Origin of the sequence: Nonomuraea typhae, from assembly GCF_009760925.1 — a bacterium.
GTDB classification, from domain to species: Bacteria; Actinomycetota; Actinomycetes; order Streptosporangiales; family Streptosporangiaceae; genus Nonomuraea; species Nonomuraea typhae.
The window spans coordinates 512,403-526,790 of the sequence record NZ_VRLV01000007.1; the positions used below are offsets into that span (position 1 = coordinate 512,403).

The window sequence follows — 14,388 nt, forward strand, 5'->3', positions numbered from 1 at the left end:
GGCGCAGCCTCAAAAGCCTCAAGGCCGGGTACGGCGGGCGCAGCCCCAAGGCTCTAAGGGCCGGGTACGGCGGGCGCAGCCCCAAAGCTCTAAGGCCGGGTACGGCGCAGCCACGCGTACCCGGCCAGGCCGAGCGCGCACCAGAGCGCCGACGCCCCCGCCAGCACCGGCAGGTCACTCACCAGGGCCCCCGCTCCCGCCGCCTTCATCCACGCCGTCACCGGCACGGTCAGCCAGAAGGCCGGGGTGACGCTGATCAGCAGCATGGCCAGGTACCCGAACAGCAGGGCCATGATCGACAGGGCGGGGGAGGGCAGGATCGCCCGGCTGGTCAGGGCGCCCAGGGCGAGTCCGGCCAGCGTGGCCAGGATGTGCAGGGCGATCGCGGCGGCCAGCACGTCCGGGGCGGGGGCGGCCGAGATGCCCATGGTCAGGCCGCAGGCCAGGGCTAGGGCGGCGAAGATCAGATTCACGGTCAGGGCGGCGAGGAGTCCGGCGGCCAGTTCGCGCCCGCGTCCGCCGACGGTCGTGGCCGAGACGATCCGCTGCTCGTCGGGCTCGGTGTCGAGCAGGGAGCGGGTGGACCAGGCGAGCATCGGGATGATCAGCGCCGCCGAATCGGTCAGCACGGCCGCCTCGGAGCCCTGCGGCGCCCGGCTGGCGTAGAGGATCGCCTGGAGGATGAGAATCGGCACGATCGCCTGGTAGATCCGGTGGGAGAGGATATAGGCAGATATCCGGAAATAGGTGAGCGCAATCACCGCTCCACCGAGCGCGATCACCGCTCCACCTCCCTGGCCTCGTATCCGTCCCGGCGCATCCGGGCCAGAAACTCCGCCACCTCACCGGGCAGCACGTCCACCTCCACCACGACCCGGTCACCACCAGGCGAGCCGCCTTCGGCCTCCTTCAGCACCCCGTCCAGCAACTGCCACTGCCGCACCCCGGGTACGTCGCGCAGCCCCGCCTGATGGTCGGCCACCACCACGATGCTCCCCTTGCCCGCCAGTTCCCCCACGATCGCGGGCAGCGCCTCACGCGTGTCGGCGTCCAGGCCGGCGAACGGCTCGTCGAGGATCAGGAGGCCGGGCTCACCCATGAGCGCCTGCACCAGGCCGACCTTGTGGGCGCTGCCCTTGGACAGTTCGCGCAGCGGTAGCCGTACCAGCGGGGTGAGGCCGACGCGGTCGGACCACGCGTGCCAGGAGTGGCCGCGGACCCTGGCCATGTGGGTGAGGTAGGCGGCCACCGTGAACGGCTGGGCGGCGGGAAAGCGGTCGGGCGCGAAGCCCACCGAGGCCGGGCGGCCGGTCACGGAGCCCCGGGTGGGGCGGGTGAGGCCGGCCAGCAGGCGCAGGAGAGTGGACTTGCCGGCGCCGTTGCCGCCGGTCAGTTCGACCACGTCGCCGGGGGTCAGGGTGGCGTCGGCGGCCCTGATCACGTCGGGGGCGCGCCGCCGGTAGCGGAACGAGACGTTCGACAGGTGCATAGTGATCCAACGGTAATGGACTTGGTCGCATAGCCGGCATAAAGGGGACCACAATAGAGGCACCCCTCGGCACTTCTCAGGAGGACAGCGCTTGAACCGCTTTCCACGCGTCATGGGTATGCGTTCAGGCTACGACCCCGTTGACGTCGACGCGCTGATCAGTCGTATCGAGTCCACCCTCGGCCGGGGTGGGCGCGACCTGGATCCGGTGACCGCCGATGAGGTCCGCCGGGCCACCTTCCGCGCGCGGCGCGGCGGCTACAACGAGACGGCCGTGGACTTCGCGCTGGAGGCGTTCGTGGTGGCGCTGGAGACGCGGACCAAGACGCCGGTGCCGCTGGCCCTGACCGAGCCGACCGGGGAGATGCTGCGCGAGGAGTGGTTCGAGACCCAGGCCGCGCGCGTGGAGCGGGTGGCCTTCCGCCCTGGCCGCATGGGCACCGGCTACAACGAGGACGAGGTCGACGCCTTCCTCGACCGCGTCGTGGCCACTCTGCGCGGCACCACGGACAATCCGCTGGCCGGCCAGGACGTGCGGGAGGCGAAGTTCTCCACCGTCCTGCTCCGCCCCGGCTACCTCATCGCGGACGTGGACTCCTTCCTGGCGGGCATAGCCGACGTTCTGGACCAGCGACGCTAGGCGGCCGACTCCACGGCGGCCAGGAGGCCCCGCAGGTCGGGCAGGACCGCCTGCAGGATCGACGGGTCGGCGGGCTGCTGCGACAGCCGGTTGATCCATACGCGCGGCAGCCCGAGCGCGTGCGCGGGCACCATGTCATGCACGTAGCTCTGCGCCACGTGCACCCACGTCGCCGGCTCGTGAACGGCCCGGAAGTGGTCGAAGTGCGCATGGGACGGCTTGTAGCCCAGGGAATCCTCGGCGGTGACCACCGCGTCGAAGACGACCGGCAGGCGGCGGCGGGTGTGGGAGACGAGGTCGCGGTCGCAGTTGGTGAGCAGGGCCAGCCGCCACCCGGCCGAGCGCAGCGCGGACAGTTCCGCGCCCACCTCGGGGAAGACGGGCCAGTAGGGGAAGGTGGTGGCGAGCACGTCGGCGTCGTCGGGGCCGAGCTCCAGTCCTTCGTCGGCGCAGGCGCGGCGGAACGCCTCGGTGAGGACGGTGCGGTAGCGCGGAATGGGCGAGGCCGCCTGCACCTGGGGTTCGTGCCGGTTGTACCCGTCCAGGAGGCGCCCGCCGTACCCGGGGAAGAGCAGTTCGGCGCTGGTGGCGATGCCATGGCGCCAGTCGATCAGTGTGCCGAAACAGTCGAAGGTCACCCATCGCATAAGACCCATAATGATCTTATGTCCCTTACCGTGCGACCTGTAACGCCCGGCGACGTCGACCGGGTCGTCGAGATTCTGACCGGCTCCTGGGGCGGAACCCAGGTCGTCATGCTGGCGTGGGGGGAGGTGGTCGACGCGAGCGCGCTGCCCGGGTTCGTGGCGGTCGCCGACGGCGAGATCGCCGGGCTCATCACGTACGCCGAGCGCGCGGGCGCCGTGGAGATCGTCACGATCGACGCCCTGGTCCAGGGCGCGGGGATCGGGCGGGCGCTGCTGGACGCGGTGCGCGAGGTGGCCAGGGAACGCGGCATGCCCAGGCTCACGCTGATCACCACCAACGACAACACCAGGGCGCTGCGCTTCTACCAGCGCTACGGCTTCGACCTGGTCGCCCTTCACCGCGACGCCGTCACCCGGGCGCGGGACCTCAAACCGGGCATCCCGCTGCTGTCGGAGGACGGCATCCCGATCAGGCATGAACTGGAGCTGGAGCTTCCTCTCGATTCCTGATCAACGCCACGATCACCGAGGCCACCGGCGCGGCCAGGAACGCGCCGGTGATCCCGGCCACCACGCTGCCCACCGCGATCGCCAGCAGGATCACCGCGCCGGGCAGGTCGAGCGCCCTGCCGTAGATCTGCGGCGCCAGCACGTGCCCCTCCAGTTGCTGCACCAGGATCGTCACCCCGATCACGATCAGCGCCACCAGCCAGCCCTTGGCCACGAACGCCACCACCGCGGCGAACAACCCGGCCAGGAACGCGCCCACGACCGGCAGGAACGCCCCCACGAAGGTCAGTACGGCCAGCGGCAGCGCGATCGGCACCCCGAGGATCCACAGCGCCAGCCCGATGAAGAAGCCGTCCACCAGGCCGACCATGGCGATGCCGCGGATGTAGCGGCCGACCACGCCGAACGCGACGTCCCCGGCCTGGCGCAGGTGGGGCCGCACGCGGACCGGCGTCAGGTCGATCAGCCAGGCGAACAGTCGGTCGCCGCCGTGGACGAAGTAGATGGCCAGGATGAGCGCGAGGATCGCGCCGATCACGATCTCACCGGCGGTGCGCACCCCGGCGAGCGCGCCGGTGGCGATGGAGCGCGCCTGCTCGGACAGGTACGCCTGGACCTGCTGGGACAGCTGCGACAGCCGCTGGTCGTCCAGCCCCAGCGAACGGGCCAGGTTGTGCAGGTCGGTCACCGCCTTGCCGAGGCTGTCGCGCAACTGGCCGAGCCCGTCCACGGTGGCCGGGACGAGCAGCCAGAAGAACACCCCGCCGACCAGCAGCGCGGCCAGGCACACCACGGTCGTGGCCAGGCCCCGGTTCAGCCCCCTGCCGCGCAGCCAGGTGAACGGCGGCAGCAGCAGGGCGGTGATGAACACGCCGATGATCACGGAGATCGTGACCGTCCGGACGAACCAGACGCCGTAGAGGATCACCGCGATCAGGGCGATCCACCCGAGCAGCCGCCAAGGATTCATGATCAGGGCGTTCCCGTCAACGTCACCGGGTAATCAGTGCTGGGCCCGTTTCGCCTCCTCGTACGCGGCCCGCGCCGGGCTCCCGACCTCGGCCACCGGCACGTCCCACCAGGCCGCCGAGTCCGGCGCCTCCACCTGCGGATCGGCCTTCACGTAGACGACGGTGGCGACGTCGGCCGCCCGGGCCGCGTCCAGGGCCTTGCGCAGGTCGGTCACCGAATCGGCGCGGGTCACCGAAGCGCCCAGGCTGGCGGCGTTGGCGGCCAGATCCACGGGCAACGGCCCCCCGTCGTACGGCCCGGCCCCGCGATACCGGTAGGCCGTGCCGAGCCGCTGGGCGCCGACGCTCTCCGACAGCCGCCCGATGGAGGCGAAGCCGGAATTGTCCACCAGCACCACGACCAGCTTCACGCCCTCGGCCACCGCGGTGACGAGCTCCTGCGCCATCATCAGGTACGAACCATCCCCGACCAGCACGAACACCTCGCGCTCCGGCGCAGCCAGCTTCACCCCCAGCCCGCCCGCGATCTCGTACCCCATGCACGAGTACCCGTACTCCACGTGATACGACCCCGGCCCCGACGGGCGCCACATCTTGTGCAGGTCACCGGGCATCGACCCGGCCGCGCACACCACGACGCCGTCCTGCCCGGCGGCGTCGTTGACCGCCCCGATGATCGCGGGCTGCGGCAGCGGCGAGCCGGACAGCGCGCGGGCCGCGTCCACCCGGGCGTCCCAGGAGCGCGACAGCTCGGCGACCATGGCACGGTAGACGCCGGCCGTACCCCAGCCCTCGCACGCCTCGGCGAGGTCGGCCAGACCGGCACGGGCGTCGGCCACCAGTTGCAGCCCCGACAGCTTGGCCGCGTCGAAGCCGGTGATGTTGAGGTTCACCACGCGGGCGTCCGGGTCGAACAGCGACCGGGACGCGGTGGTGAAGTCGCTGTAGCGGGTCCCGACGCCGATGATCAGGTCGGCCTCGCGGGCCAGCGCGTTGGCCGCCGTCGTGCCGGTCGCGCCGATCGCGCCCGCGGCCAGCGGGTGACCGTAGGGCAGGGCGCCCTTGCCGGCCTGCGTCTCGGCGACCGGCACGCCGTACCGCTCGGCGAAGGCGCACAGCTCGGCGGTGGCCTCGCTGTAGACCACCCCGCCGCCCGCCACGATGAGAGGCCGGGCCGACTCCTTGATCAGGGCCGCGGCGCGGGCGAGCGCGGCGGGCTCGGGACGGGGCCGCGGCACGTGCCACACCCGCCGCTCGAACAGCTCTTCCGGCCACTCCCACGCCTCGGCCTGCACGTCCTGCGGCAGCGCCAGCGTCACCGCCCCGGTCTCGGCCGGATCGGTGAGCACCCGCATGGCCGCCAGCAGCGCCGACGGCAACTGCTCGGGCCGGTTGACGCGATCCCAGTACCGGGAGACCGGCTTGAACGCATCGTTGACCGACATGTCGTACGACCGGGGGTCCTCCAGCTCCTGCAGCACCGGATTGGCCACCCGGGTGGCGAAGACGTCACCGGGCAGCAGCAGCACCGGCAGCCGGTTGATGGTCGCCCCCGCCGCCGCCGTGATCATGTTGGTCGCGCCGGGACCGACCGACGACGTGCAGGCCAGCGTGCGCAACCGGTTGCTCGCCCGCGCGTACCCGGCCGCCGCGTGCACCATGGCCTGCTCGTTGCGGCTCAAGAGGTACGGCAGCGCCGCCTCGGTGGCCAGCGCCTGCCCCAGACCGGCCACGTTGCCGTGCCCGAAGATGCCGAAGACGCCGCCGAACAGCTGATGCTCGGCGCCGTCGCGCTCGGTGTACTGCCGGGCCAGGAAGCGCAGGGTGGCCTGGGCGACGGTCAGCCGGGTCATGAGGTCCTCCCGAACGGCAGGCGTGGATCGACCTCCTGACCGTCCCACGTGCCGCGGATCCACGCGTGACGGGGGTCGTCGCAGAAGGCCATGGAGCGTTGCCCGGCGGGACCGGCCAGCACGTTCAGGTAGTACAGGTCGTAACCGGGGGCGGCCATCGACGGGCCGTGGTAGCCGTAGGGGACCAGGACGACGTCACCGGGGGCGACCTCGGCCAGGGTGTCGATGTGGCCGCGTTCGGAGGTGTAGACGCGCTGGTAGCCGGGGCCGCCCTCGAAGTAGTAGATCTCCTCCAGCACGGCCTCGCCCGGGTTCGGGGTGTCGTGCTTGTGCGGGGGATAGGACGACCAGTTGCCGCCCGGCGTGAGCACTTCGACGGCGACGAGCTTGTCGCAGTCGAAGACGCCGGGCGCGCAGAAGTTGTTCACCTGCCGGCTGGCCTGGCCCGCGCCCCTGATCTCGATCGGGACCTGCTCGGCCGGGACGTGGCGGGCCGGCAGCCGCCGGGTGGCGCGGGCAGACGGCAGCGCCACCCGGCCGGTGCCGCGCAGGATCACGTCGGTGCCGATCGGCAGGTAGGCGAAGTCGGTGGGGCCGGAGAAGACCGACGCGCGGCCGGCCAGGTGGAAGGTGGTCGTGCCGCCCTCGACCATGTCGCCGAAGGTGACCGAGCAGGATCCGGACAGCGGCAGGACCAGCGCCTCCTCCTCGCCGGTGGTGAAGGCGATCGGGTCGGCGGCCAGGTCGGCGACGCGCAGGCCGGAGTAGGTCCAGCCGGCCAGGCCGGGGGTGATCTCGACGGCCCAGGGTCCCGAGGCGGCCTTGCCGTACGGGATGTGGGTCATCGCGCGGACTTCCCGACCAGCGTGGCGGCGTTGTCCACGGCGGTGGCGACGTCGTCGCCCTGCGGGTAGAGCAGCGCGCGGCCGACGACCAGGCCGCGCACGCCGGGCAGGTCCATGGCGCGGGCCCAGTCGGCGTAGGCGGCGTCGAGGTCGGGCGGGTCGCCGCCCAGGAGCAGCGCGGGCAGCGTGGTGGCGGCCATGACGCGCTCCATGTCGGGGATCGCGGGGATCTTCAGCCAGGTGTAGGCGGAGGTGGTGCCGAGCGCCTGGCCGACGCTGATGGAGCGGATGATCGCCTCGGGCGACAGGTCGTTGCGGAGCGGGCCGCCGGCCACGGGACGGCCGGACCAGAACGGCTCGACCATCGCCACCAGCCTTCTGCGCGCCAGGTCGGAGACGGCGTGCGCGCACGACTCCAGCGTCGTCACGGTGGCGGGGTCGGACGGGTCGATGCGGCAGAGCATCTTGCCGCCGTCCAGGCGCATGGCCTCGATGGTGGCGGCGTCGTAGGCGGTGAAGCGGTCGTCCACCTCGAAGACGGCGCCCGGGATGCCGCCGCGGTTCATGGAGCCGAAGGCCAGCTTGCCCTCCAGCGCGCCGAGCAGCAGCAGGTCCTCCAGCACGTCGGGGGAGGCCAGGATGCCGTCCACGCCGGGACGCGCCAGCGCGACCTGGATGCGGTCGAGCAGGTCGCGGCGGTCGGCCATGGCGAACGGCCGGTCGCGCACGCCGATCGTGGCGCGGGCCGCGTGGTCGGCGGCGATGATCAGGAGCCGTTCGCCGTCGGCCACCAGCTCGCGCCGCCTTCGCCTGGCAGCGGCGTGCGCTATCTCCTCGGGCCGGGTCGCCCGGATCCTGGTGAGCATCTCGTAGCGGTCGGCCCCGGTCAGCGCGGTGTCGGTCATGCGTGCCCTTCTCTCATGCGTGGCCATCCATCAGCTGGGTCACCTCGTCGGTCGTGGGCATGGCGTCGGCGCAGGCCAGGCGGGCGGCGACGAACGCGCCCGCGGCGTTGGCGAAGCGGATCGTGCGCTCCAGCGGCCAGCCGCGCAGCAGCCCCAGGCAGATCGCGCCGCCGAAGGCGTCGCCGGCGCCGATGCCGTTGACGACCTCGATCGGGACCGGCGCCGCATGGGCGGTCTCGGTACGGCTGCGCGCGTAGACGCCCTTGGGGCCCATCTTCACGATCGCCACCTCCACGCCCGCGTCCAGCAGCGCCTGGGCGGCGGCCTCCGGGTCGCGGACGCCGACGGCCACCTCGACCTCGTCCAGGTTGCCGACGGCCACGTTGGCGTGGGGGAGCGCCTGCCGCACGCTCTCTTCGGCCGGGCCCTTCCAGAGGGTGGGCCGGTAGTCGAGGTCGAAGACGGTCCAGCCCTCGGTGCGCGCGGCCAGGGCGGCGGCGTGCGCGGCGCGGCTGGGCTCCATGCTCAGGCCCGTGGCGCTGAACCAGAAGACCTTGGCCGCGCGGACGGCGTCGAGGTCGAGGGACTCGGGCGTGACGCGCAGATCCGGCGGATGGTCGCCACGGTAGAAGTAGATCGGGAAGTGGTCGGGCGGGAAGATCTCGCAGAAGGTCACCGGCGTGGGCGCCTCGGGGAAGGTGGCGACGTAGCGGTTGTCCACGCCGAAGCCCGCGATCGCGGCACGCACGTAGTCACCGAAGGGGTCGGCGCCGACTCCGGTGATCACCGCCGAGCGCAGCCCGTGCCGCGCCGCCGCGACCGCGACGTTGGTCGGGCTGCCGCCGAGGAACTTGCCGAAGCTTTCGACCTGGGCCAATCCCACGCCCGTCTGCAGAGGATAGACGTCGACACCGCAGCGGCCGATCGTGATCAGATCGAACAACACACCTCCCAAGGCTAATACCTGCATGGCATATTGTCATGACATTCTGATGTCCGCTATGTTGCAGATTACGTCCTGCCCGAAACCCACTCTTGCCCCCATTTAGGACGTTCTGGAGGGTTCGCATGGGATTGCGAAAAGTTTCGGTCGTCGCCGTCCTGGCGCTGTCCGTCGCCGCATGTGGCCAGTCGAGCAGCGGTGGCGGTGACACCATCGAGCTGACGATCACCCAGAACGCGATCGCCGGCGGCAAGAACGCCAAGAGTGCCGAATACATCACCAAATGGGTCATCCCTAAGTTCGAAGAGGCTCAGAAGGCCAAGGGGAAGAACGTCAAGGTCAAGTTCATCCCGAGCGGCGTCGACGACGAGCAGTACAAGACCAAGCTCTCCCTGGACCTGAAGTCCGGCAAGGGTGCGGACGTCCTCGACATCGACGGCATCTGGATGGGCGAGTTCGTCGAGGCCGGCTACCTGAAGCCCCTGCCCGCCGACAGCGACGCGTGGGAGGGCTGGAGCCAGATCCCCGAGGCGGTCCAGGGCCTGGCCACCTACAACGGCAAGAAGTACGCGCTGCCCGTCGGCACCGACGGCCGCGTGCTCTACTTCAACAAGACCCTCATGACCAAGGCCGGCCTGCCCGCCGACTGGCAGCCGAAGAGCTGGCAGGAGATCCTCGACGCCGGCGCGAAGCTGAAGGCCGCCGGGGTACCCGTGCCGATCCAGATCAACGCCGGCACCGCCATGGGCGAGGCCACCTCCATGCAGGGCGTCCTGCCGCTGATGGCCGGCGCGGGCGGCGAGGTGCAGAAGGACGGCAAGTGGACCGGCGCCGGCCAGCCGCTCAAGGACGCGCTCGGCCTCTACCAGAAGATCTACTCCCAGGGCCTGGGCGACCCCAAGCTCCAGCAGGAGGCCAAGGGCCGCGACAAGTCCTTCGCCCAGTTCGCCGAAGGCAAGATCGGCATCCTCATGGAGGGCGACTACTTCTGGCGCGGCGTCATCAACCCCAAGGACGGCGTCGCCAAGATGGCCGACCGCGACCAGACCGTCGGCTACGCCATGATCCCGGCGATGGAGCCCGGCAAGGGCCTGCGCGGCCAGGACTTCGTCAGCATGTCCGGCGGCTCGCTGCGCACGCTCAACCCCGCCGCCAAGCACCCCAAGGAAGCCTTCGAACTGCTCGCCTTCACCCTCTCGGCCGACGGCCTGAGGGCGGAGACCGGCAAGGACAACGTGCGCATCACCCCGCGCGCCGACGTCAACAAGGAGATCCTGGCCGGGGACCCGCTGCTCACCTACATCTCGGAGAAGGTCCTCCCGCTGACCGCCTACCGCCCGCCGGTCGCCGCCTACCCGCAGGTCTCCACGGCCCTGCAGGAGGCCACCGCAGCGGTCGTGAGCGGCACCTCGCCCGACGAGGCGGCCGCGGAGTACCAGAAGAAGGTCGAGGGAATCGCCGGTGGCGCTGGCAACCTCGCCTCCTGAAACGCCTCCCGGAACCCGGGCGGAGCGCGGCTACAGCTCTGACGCGGCGGGACTCGGCCGCGTCAGGGCCTCGCTCTTCGCCGCCCCGGCGCTCCTGCTCATCGCGATCTTCCTGGTCTTCCCCGCGCTCTGGGTGCTCTACCTCAGCATCACCAACTACCGCCTCAGCGGCGTCGAGGCCCGCGACCCGCAGGTCGTCGGCCTGGACAACTTCATCAACGCGCTCACCAGCGGCAAGTTCTGGACCTCCACCTGGCTGACCGTCGAGTTCGTGCTCGGCTCGGCGGTCATCGGCCAGGTCGTGCTCGGCTTCACCATCGCCTGGCTCCTGCGCGACCGCATCGGCCCGCTCAAACGCCTGGTCGAAGGGCTGGTCATCCTGGCCTGGATCCTGCCGGGCGCCGTGGTGTCGTTCCTGTGGGTGGCGCTGCTCGACCGCGACGGCGGCACGCTCAACATGCTGCTCGGCATCCCCGGCTTCGCCTGGCTGCTCGACTACCCGATGCTCTCCATCATCGTCTTCAACATCTGGCGCGGCACCGCCTTCTCGATGATGTTGTACGGCGCGGCCCTCGGCAACGTGCCGCCCTCGCACCTGGAGAGCGCCCGCCTGGCCGGAGCCTCCGGCTGGCAGCAACTGCGCGACGTCGTCTTCCCGCACATCCGCGGCCACATCCTGACCAACCTGCTGCTGATCAGCCTGTGGACGTTCAACGACTTCACCCCGTTCATGCTCACCGCGGGCGGCCCCGACGGCAAGACCGAGGTCCTGGCCGTCTACGTCTACAAAGAGGCGCTGATCGGCGGCAATCTCGGCGTCGGCGCCGCCATCTCGGCGGTGATCCTGCTGATCAACCTGGTCGTCGCCGTGTTCTACCTGCGGCTGCTCAGGAGGAAGTCATGAGTCCCAGGCAGGTGCTCGGCCGCATCGGCTTCTCCGTCCTGATCGCCGTCCTGCTCGCCTTCTTCAGCGTGCCGCTGCTGTGGCTGGCCACCGCGCCGTTCTCCACCGACCCCACCTACCAGGTGTCGCTGCCCGACTTCACGCTCGCCAACTTCCAGGCCATCCTGGAGCACCCCTACGCGCTGGGCTCGCTCTACAACTCGCTGATCCTGTCGGTCGGCACCGCCGTACTCGTGGTGGCGTGCGCGGCGCTGGCCGCCTACGCGCTCAGCCGGGTGCGCATCCCCGGGCGCGACGCGCTGCTGTACACGCTCCTGCTGCTGTCGTCGATCATCACCGGGACCGCCGCGATGGTGCCGATCTACCAGCTCGCGGTCGAGCTGAACCTCATCGACACCCACCTCGGCGTGATCCTCATCCTCACCGGCGGCCTGCTGCCCGCGGCCATCTTCATGCTCAAGGACTTCATGGACACCACGCCCAAGTCCTATGAGGAATCGGCCCGCGTCTTCGGCGCCTCGCCGCTGCAGATCGTGCGGCACGTGGTGATCCCGCTGGTACGGCCCGGGCTGGCGACCATCGCCGTGTGGGCGATCGCCAACGTGTGGGGCAACTTCCTCATGCCGTACCTGCTGTTCAGCAGCGATCCGGAGAACCAGCCCGCCTCGGTGATCATCTACACGCTCTACACCGAGGGCGGCCAGGCCAACCTTCAGCTCCTGTCCACGTTCGGGTTGCTTTACTCGGTGCCGGTCGTGCTCATGTACCTGTTCGTCAGCAAGAAGTACGGCTTCCGCTTCCACGGAGGGATCAAGGCATGATCTCGCTTACCGGCCTGACCAAGGTCTACCCCGGTGGTGTCCGCGCCCTGGACGCCGTGGACCTCGCCATCGCCGACGGCGAGTTCTTCGCCCTGCTCGGGCCCTCCGGCTGCGGCAAGACCACGCTCCTGCGCACGATCGCCGGGCTGGAGACCGCCACCTCCGGCTCCGTCGCCGTCGGCGGGCGCGACGTCACCTCCCTGCAGCCCGGCGCCCGCGACCTGGCGATGGTCTTCCAGGACTACGCGCTCTTCCCGCACATGGACGTCACCGACAACATCGCCTACCCGCTGCGCATCAAGAAGGTCGCCAAAGGGGCCCGCGCCGCCAAGGCCCGCGAGGTCGGCGAGCGCCTCGGCCTCGCCCAGCTCATGGACCGCCGCCCCGGCCAGCTCTCCGGCGGCCAGCAGCAGCGGGTGGCGCTCGCCCGCGTGATGGCCACGCAGGCGCAGGCGTTCCTGTTCGACGAGCCGCTGTCCAACCTCGACGCCCGCCTGCGCCTGGAGGCCCGCACCTTCCTCAAGAAACTGCAGCGCGAACTCGGCGTCACCACCGTCTTCGTCACCCACGACCAGGCCGAGGCCCTGGCCATGGCCGACCGGATGGCTGTCATGGAGGCGGGCCACATCCGGCAGATCGGCACGCCCGCCGAGGTCTTCCAGCGGCCCGCCAGCACCTTCGTGGCCTCCTTCATCGGCTCCACGCCCATGAACCTGCTTGACGCGATCGTCCGGGGCGACAGTCTTGAGGTATCGGGGTGCAAGGTGGCCGTCCCGTCCTCGGCCGCCGGACTGCTCACCGACGGGGAGGAGATCGTGTACGGCGTGCGTCCCGAGTACATGGCGTACTCCGCCGAGCCCGCCGACGGGGCGCTGGGCGGGAAGGTGTCGATCGTGGAGAACCTGGGGGCGTCCCATCTGGTGACGCTGGAGGTGGGGGATTCTGTGGTGCAGACGGTGGTGGCGGAAGGGCACGAGCCCGCCATGGGCGACGACGGGTACGCGCTGCCCAGGGCCGACCGGGCGCTGGTCTACCGCGACGGCGACCTGGTGAGCCGGTGATCCGGGGGCACTGGTCGCTGGACGACCGGCTGGAGCGCATGCTGCGGGAGGTGCCGTTCGAGGTGCCCGTGGGGGCGCGTTCGGTGACGGTGCGGCTGTCCTACGACCGGTCGCTGGGGGTGATCGACCTGGGGTGCGCCTCGCCGTCCGGGTTCCGCGGCTGGTCGGGCGGGGCCCGCGACGAGTACACGATCACCGCGGACTGGGCCACCCCCGGCTACCTCCCGGGCGAGACGGTCCCCGGGCTCTCCGGCGAGCCCGGCGGGCTCGCCTCCGGCCCCAGCGGCGAGCCCGGCCGGCTCGCCTCCGGCCCCGGCGGCGAGCTCGGCGGGATCGTCTCCGGCTCCGGCGCCGGGGGCGCCGGTGGTGTGCTGGAGTCCGGTACGTGGCACGTGTGGCTGCGGCTGCACCGGATCCCGCCTCAGGGGCTCGACTTCGTGCTGGAGGTCGACCATGGCCCGCGCACCCCGCCGGTCGTGGCCGAGCCGCCGGTCGGGGAGCGGCCACCCCGCCGGGAGATACCGGAAATATCCGGTATGCGGTGGTACGCCGGTGACTTCCATGCCCACACCGTCCACAGCGACGGCACCCTGACCATCCCCGAGCTGGCCGAGCTGGCCGCCGCCCGCGGCCTGGACTTCCTGGCCGTCACCGACCACAACACCGTCAGCCACCACCCCTGGCTGGCCAAGGCGGCCAGGGGGATCACGCTCATCCCCGGCCAGGAGGTCACCACCGACCGCGGCCACGCCAACGTCTTCGGCGACGTCGGCTGGGTCGACTTCCGGCAGCCCGCCGACGCGTGGGTCCGGCACGCCGAGGCCCGGGGCGGCCTGATCTCGATCAACCACCCGCTCGGCGGCGACTGCGCCTGGCTGCTGCCCATCGAGCGCCGGCCCCGGGTGGCCGAGGTGTGGAGCTCCGGCTGGTGGGACCGCCGCTGGGGCGCCCCGCTGGCCTGGGCCGACGCCTGGCGGGACGACGTGATCGCCATCGGCGGCAGCGACTTCCACAAACCCGGCAGCGACGGCCTGCCCGGCGAGCCCACCACGTGGGTGCTGGCCGAGGATCCCAGCCTCGCCCTGGACGCCGTCGCGGCCGGCCGTACCGCGATCTCGGCGGGACCGGACGCGCCGCTGCTGCTCAGGCTGGGTGACGAACTGCTGGCGCTGGACGCCGGCGGGCTGGTGCTGGTCCGCCCGGACGGAAGGCGCCAGGTGGTGCGGGGGGAGCGGATGCTCGTGGCCGGCATGGCCGGGCCGCATCGGCTGGAGACCCACGAGAACGAAGTGATGGCCCTATGTTCGTGACG

At 71.2% G+C, this 14,388-nt stretch carries 15 protein-coding genes; 7 read left to right on the forward strand and 8 right to left on the reverse strand.

Annotation, left to right across the window (positions count from 1 at the left end; all coding sequences use genetic code 11):
- Positions 1–89: 89 nt before the first annotated feature.
- Positions 90–695: a hypothetical protein gene (locus tag FVE25_RS28355; protein ID WP_157250110.1), complete on the reverse strand. Its 606-nt coding sequence runs from the start codon at positions 693–695 to the stop codon at positions 90–92.
- Between the two features lie 83 nt (positions 696–778).
- A complete protein-coding gene (locus tag FVE25_RS28360) occupies positions 779–1,489 on the reverse strand; it encodes an ABC transporter ATP-binding protein (protein ID WP_157250111.1) in 711 nt (236 codons plus the stop codon).
- Between the two features lie 112 nt (positions 1,490–1,601).
- Between FVE25_RS28360 and FVE25_RS28365 the strand changes: the two genes are divergently transcribed.
- Positions 1,602–2,129: a DivIVA domain-containing protein gene (locus FVE25_RS28365; protein WP_157250112.1), complete on the forward strand. Its 528-nt coding sequence runs from the start codon at positions 1,602–1,604 to the stop codon at positions 2,127–2,129.
- Here FVE25_RS28365 and FVE25_RS28370 read toward each other — a convergent pair.
- The gene (locus FVE25_RS28370; RefSeq protein WP_246267552.1) at positions 2,126–2,776 is read right to left on the reverse strand and encodes an HAD family hydrolase; all 651 of its coding nucleotides are present in this window, start codon (positions 2,774–2,776) and stop codon (positions 2,126–2,128) included. The genes FVE25_RS28365 and FVE25_RS28370 overlap by 4 nt on opposite strands.
- Before the next feature lie 30 nt (positions 2,777–2,806).
- On the opposite strand from FVE25_RS28370, the gene FVE25_RS28375 reads away from it, so the two are divergent.
- On the forward strand, positions 2,807–3,286 hold the full coding sequence (locus FVE25_RS28375; protein ID WP_157250114.1) for a GNAT family N-acetyltransferase: 480 nt from the start codon (positions 2,807–2,809) through the stop codon (positions 3,284–3,286).
- Here FVE25_RS28375 and FVE25_RS28380 read toward each other — a convergent pair.
- Genes FVE25_RS28380 through iolC form a run of 5 tightly spaced genes read right to left on the reverse strand, consistent with a single transcriptional unit; the run spans position 3,246 to position 8,803 of the window.
- Complete coding sequence (locus FVE25_RS28380; RefSeq protein WP_246267554.1) at positions 3,246–4,256, reverse strand: AI-2E family transporter; 1,011 nt, start codon at positions 4,254–4,256, stop codon at positions 3,246–3,248. The genes FVE25_RS28375 and FVE25_RS28380 overlap by 41 nt on opposite strands.
- A gap of 33 nt (positions 4,257–4,289) precedes the next feature.
- A complete protein-coding gene (gene iolD, locus FVE25_RS28385) occupies positions 4,290–6,110 on the reverse strand; it encodes a 3D-(3,5/4)-trihydroxycyclohexane-1,2-dione acylhydrolase (decyclizing) (protein WP_157250115.1) in 1,821 nt (606 codons plus the stop codon).
- On the reverse strand, positions 6,107–6,955 hold the full coding sequence (gene iolB / locus FVE25_RS28390) for a 5-deoxy-glucuronate isomerase (protein WP_157250116.1): 849 nt from the start codon (positions 6,953–6,955) through the stop codon (positions 6,107–6,109). The genes iolD and iolB overlap by 4 nt, the downstream gene beginning before the upstream one ends.
- Entirely contained in the window at positions 6,952–7,860 is a 909-nt protein-coding gene (locus FVE25_RS28395) for a Cgl0159 family (beta/alpha)8-fold protein (protein WP_246267555.1), read from the reverse strand. The genes iolB and FVE25_RS28395 overlap by 4 nt, the downstream gene beginning before the upstream one ends.
- Positions 7,861–7,873: 13 nt before the next feature.
- Positions 7,874–8,803 carry a 5-dehydro-2-deoxygluconokinase gene (iolC, locus tag FVE25_RS28400; RefSeq protein WP_246267578.1) on the reverse strand — a complete coding sequence of 310 codons (930 nt, stop codon included), beginning with the start codon at positions 8,801–8,803 and terminating at the stop codon, positions 7,874–7,876.
- A 125-nt stretch (positions 8,804–8,928) separates the two neighbouring features.
- Here iolC and FVE25_RS28405 point away from each other — a divergent pair, with 125 nt between their 5' ends.
- From FVE25_RS28405 to FVE25_RS28430, 5 genes are read left to right on the forward strand one after another with little or no spacing between them, the layout of a single operon-like run.
- Positions 8,929–10,290, forward strand: coding sequence for an extracellular solute-binding protein (locus tag FVE25_RS28405; RefSeq protein WP_181019736.1), 1,362 nt, complete (start codon positions 8,929–8,931; stop codon positions 10,288–10,290).
- Positions 10,265–11,194, forward strand: a complete 930-nt coding sequence (locus FVE25_RS28410; protein ID WP_157250118.1) for a carbohydrate ABC transporter permease — start codon at positions 10,265–10,267, stop codon at positions 11,192–11,194. Before FVE25_RS28405 ends, FVE25_RS28410 begins: the two co-directional genes overlap by 26 nt.
- Complete coding sequence (locus FVE25_RS28415) at positions 11,191–12,015, forward strand: carbohydrate ABC transporter permease (RefSeq protein WP_157250119.1); 825 nt, start codon at positions 11,191–11,193, stop codon at positions 12,013–12,015. The genes FVE25_RS28410 and FVE25_RS28415 overlap by 4 nt, the downstream gene beginning before the upstream one ends.
- Positions 12,012–13,076: an ABC transporter ATP-binding protein gene (locus tag FVE25_RS28420; protein ID WP_157250120.1), complete on the forward strand. Its 1,065-nt coding sequence runs from the start codon at positions 12,012–12,014 to the stop codon at positions 13,074–13,076. The genes FVE25_RS28415 and FVE25_RS28420 overlap by 4 nt, the downstream gene beginning before the upstream one ends.
- Positions 13,073–14,386: a CehA/McbA family metallohydrolase gene (locus FVE25_RS28430; protein ID WP_246267556.1), complete on the forward strand. Its 1,314-nt coding sequence runs from the start codon at positions 13,073–13,075 to the stop codon at positions 14,384–14,386. The genes FVE25_RS28420 and FVE25_RS28430 overlap by 4 nt, the downstream gene beginning before the upstream one ends.
- Positions 14,387–14,388 lie beyond the last annotated feature (2 nt).

What these genes read in the sequence shown, in the direction of transcription:
- FVE25_RS28365 (WP_157250112.1), top strand. Translation starts at nt 1,602, where the DNA reads ATGGGTATGCGTTCAGGCTACGACCCCGTTGACGTCGACGCGCTGATC.
- FVE25_RS28415 (WP_157250119.1), top strand. Translation starts at nt 11,191, where the DNA reads ATGAGTCCCAGGCAGGTGCTCGGCCGCATCGGCTTCTCCGTCCTGATC.
- FVE25_RS28420 (WP_157250120.1), top strand. Translation starts at nt 12,012, where the DNA reads ATGATCTCGCTTACCGGCCTGACCAAGGTCTACCCCGGTGGTGTCCGC.
- FVE25_RS28405 (WP_181019736.1), top strand. Translation starts at nt 8,929, where the DNA reads ATGGGATTGCGAAAAGTTTCGGTCGTCGCCGTCCTGGCGCTGTCCGTC.
- iolD (WP_157250115.1), bottom strand. Translation starts at nt 6,110, where the DNA reads ATGACCCGGCTGACCGTCGCCCAGGCCACCCTGCGCTTCCTGGCCCGG.
- FVE25_RS28395 (WP_246267555.1), bottom strand. Translation starts at nt 7,860, where the DNA reads ATGACCGACACCGCGCTGACCGGGGCCGACCGCTACGAGATGCTCACC.
- FVE25_RS28380 (WP_246267554.1), bottom strand. Translation starts at nt 4,256, where the DNA reads ATGAATCCTTGGCGGCTGCTCGGGTGGATCGCCCTGATCGCGGTGATC.
- FVE25_RS28370 (WP_246267552.1), bottom strand. Translation starts at nt 2,776, where the DNA reads ATGCGATGGGTGACCTTCGACTGTTTCGGCACACTGATCGACTGGCGC.
- FVE25_RS28360 (WP_157250111.1), bottom strand. Translation starts at nt 1,489, where the DNA reads ATGCACCTGTCGAACGTCTCGTTCCGCTACCGGCGGCGCGCCCCCGAC.
- iolB (WP_157250116.1), bottom strand. Translation starts at nt 6,955, where the DNA reads ATGACCCACATCCCGTACGGCAAGGCCGCCTCGGGACCCTGGGCCGTC.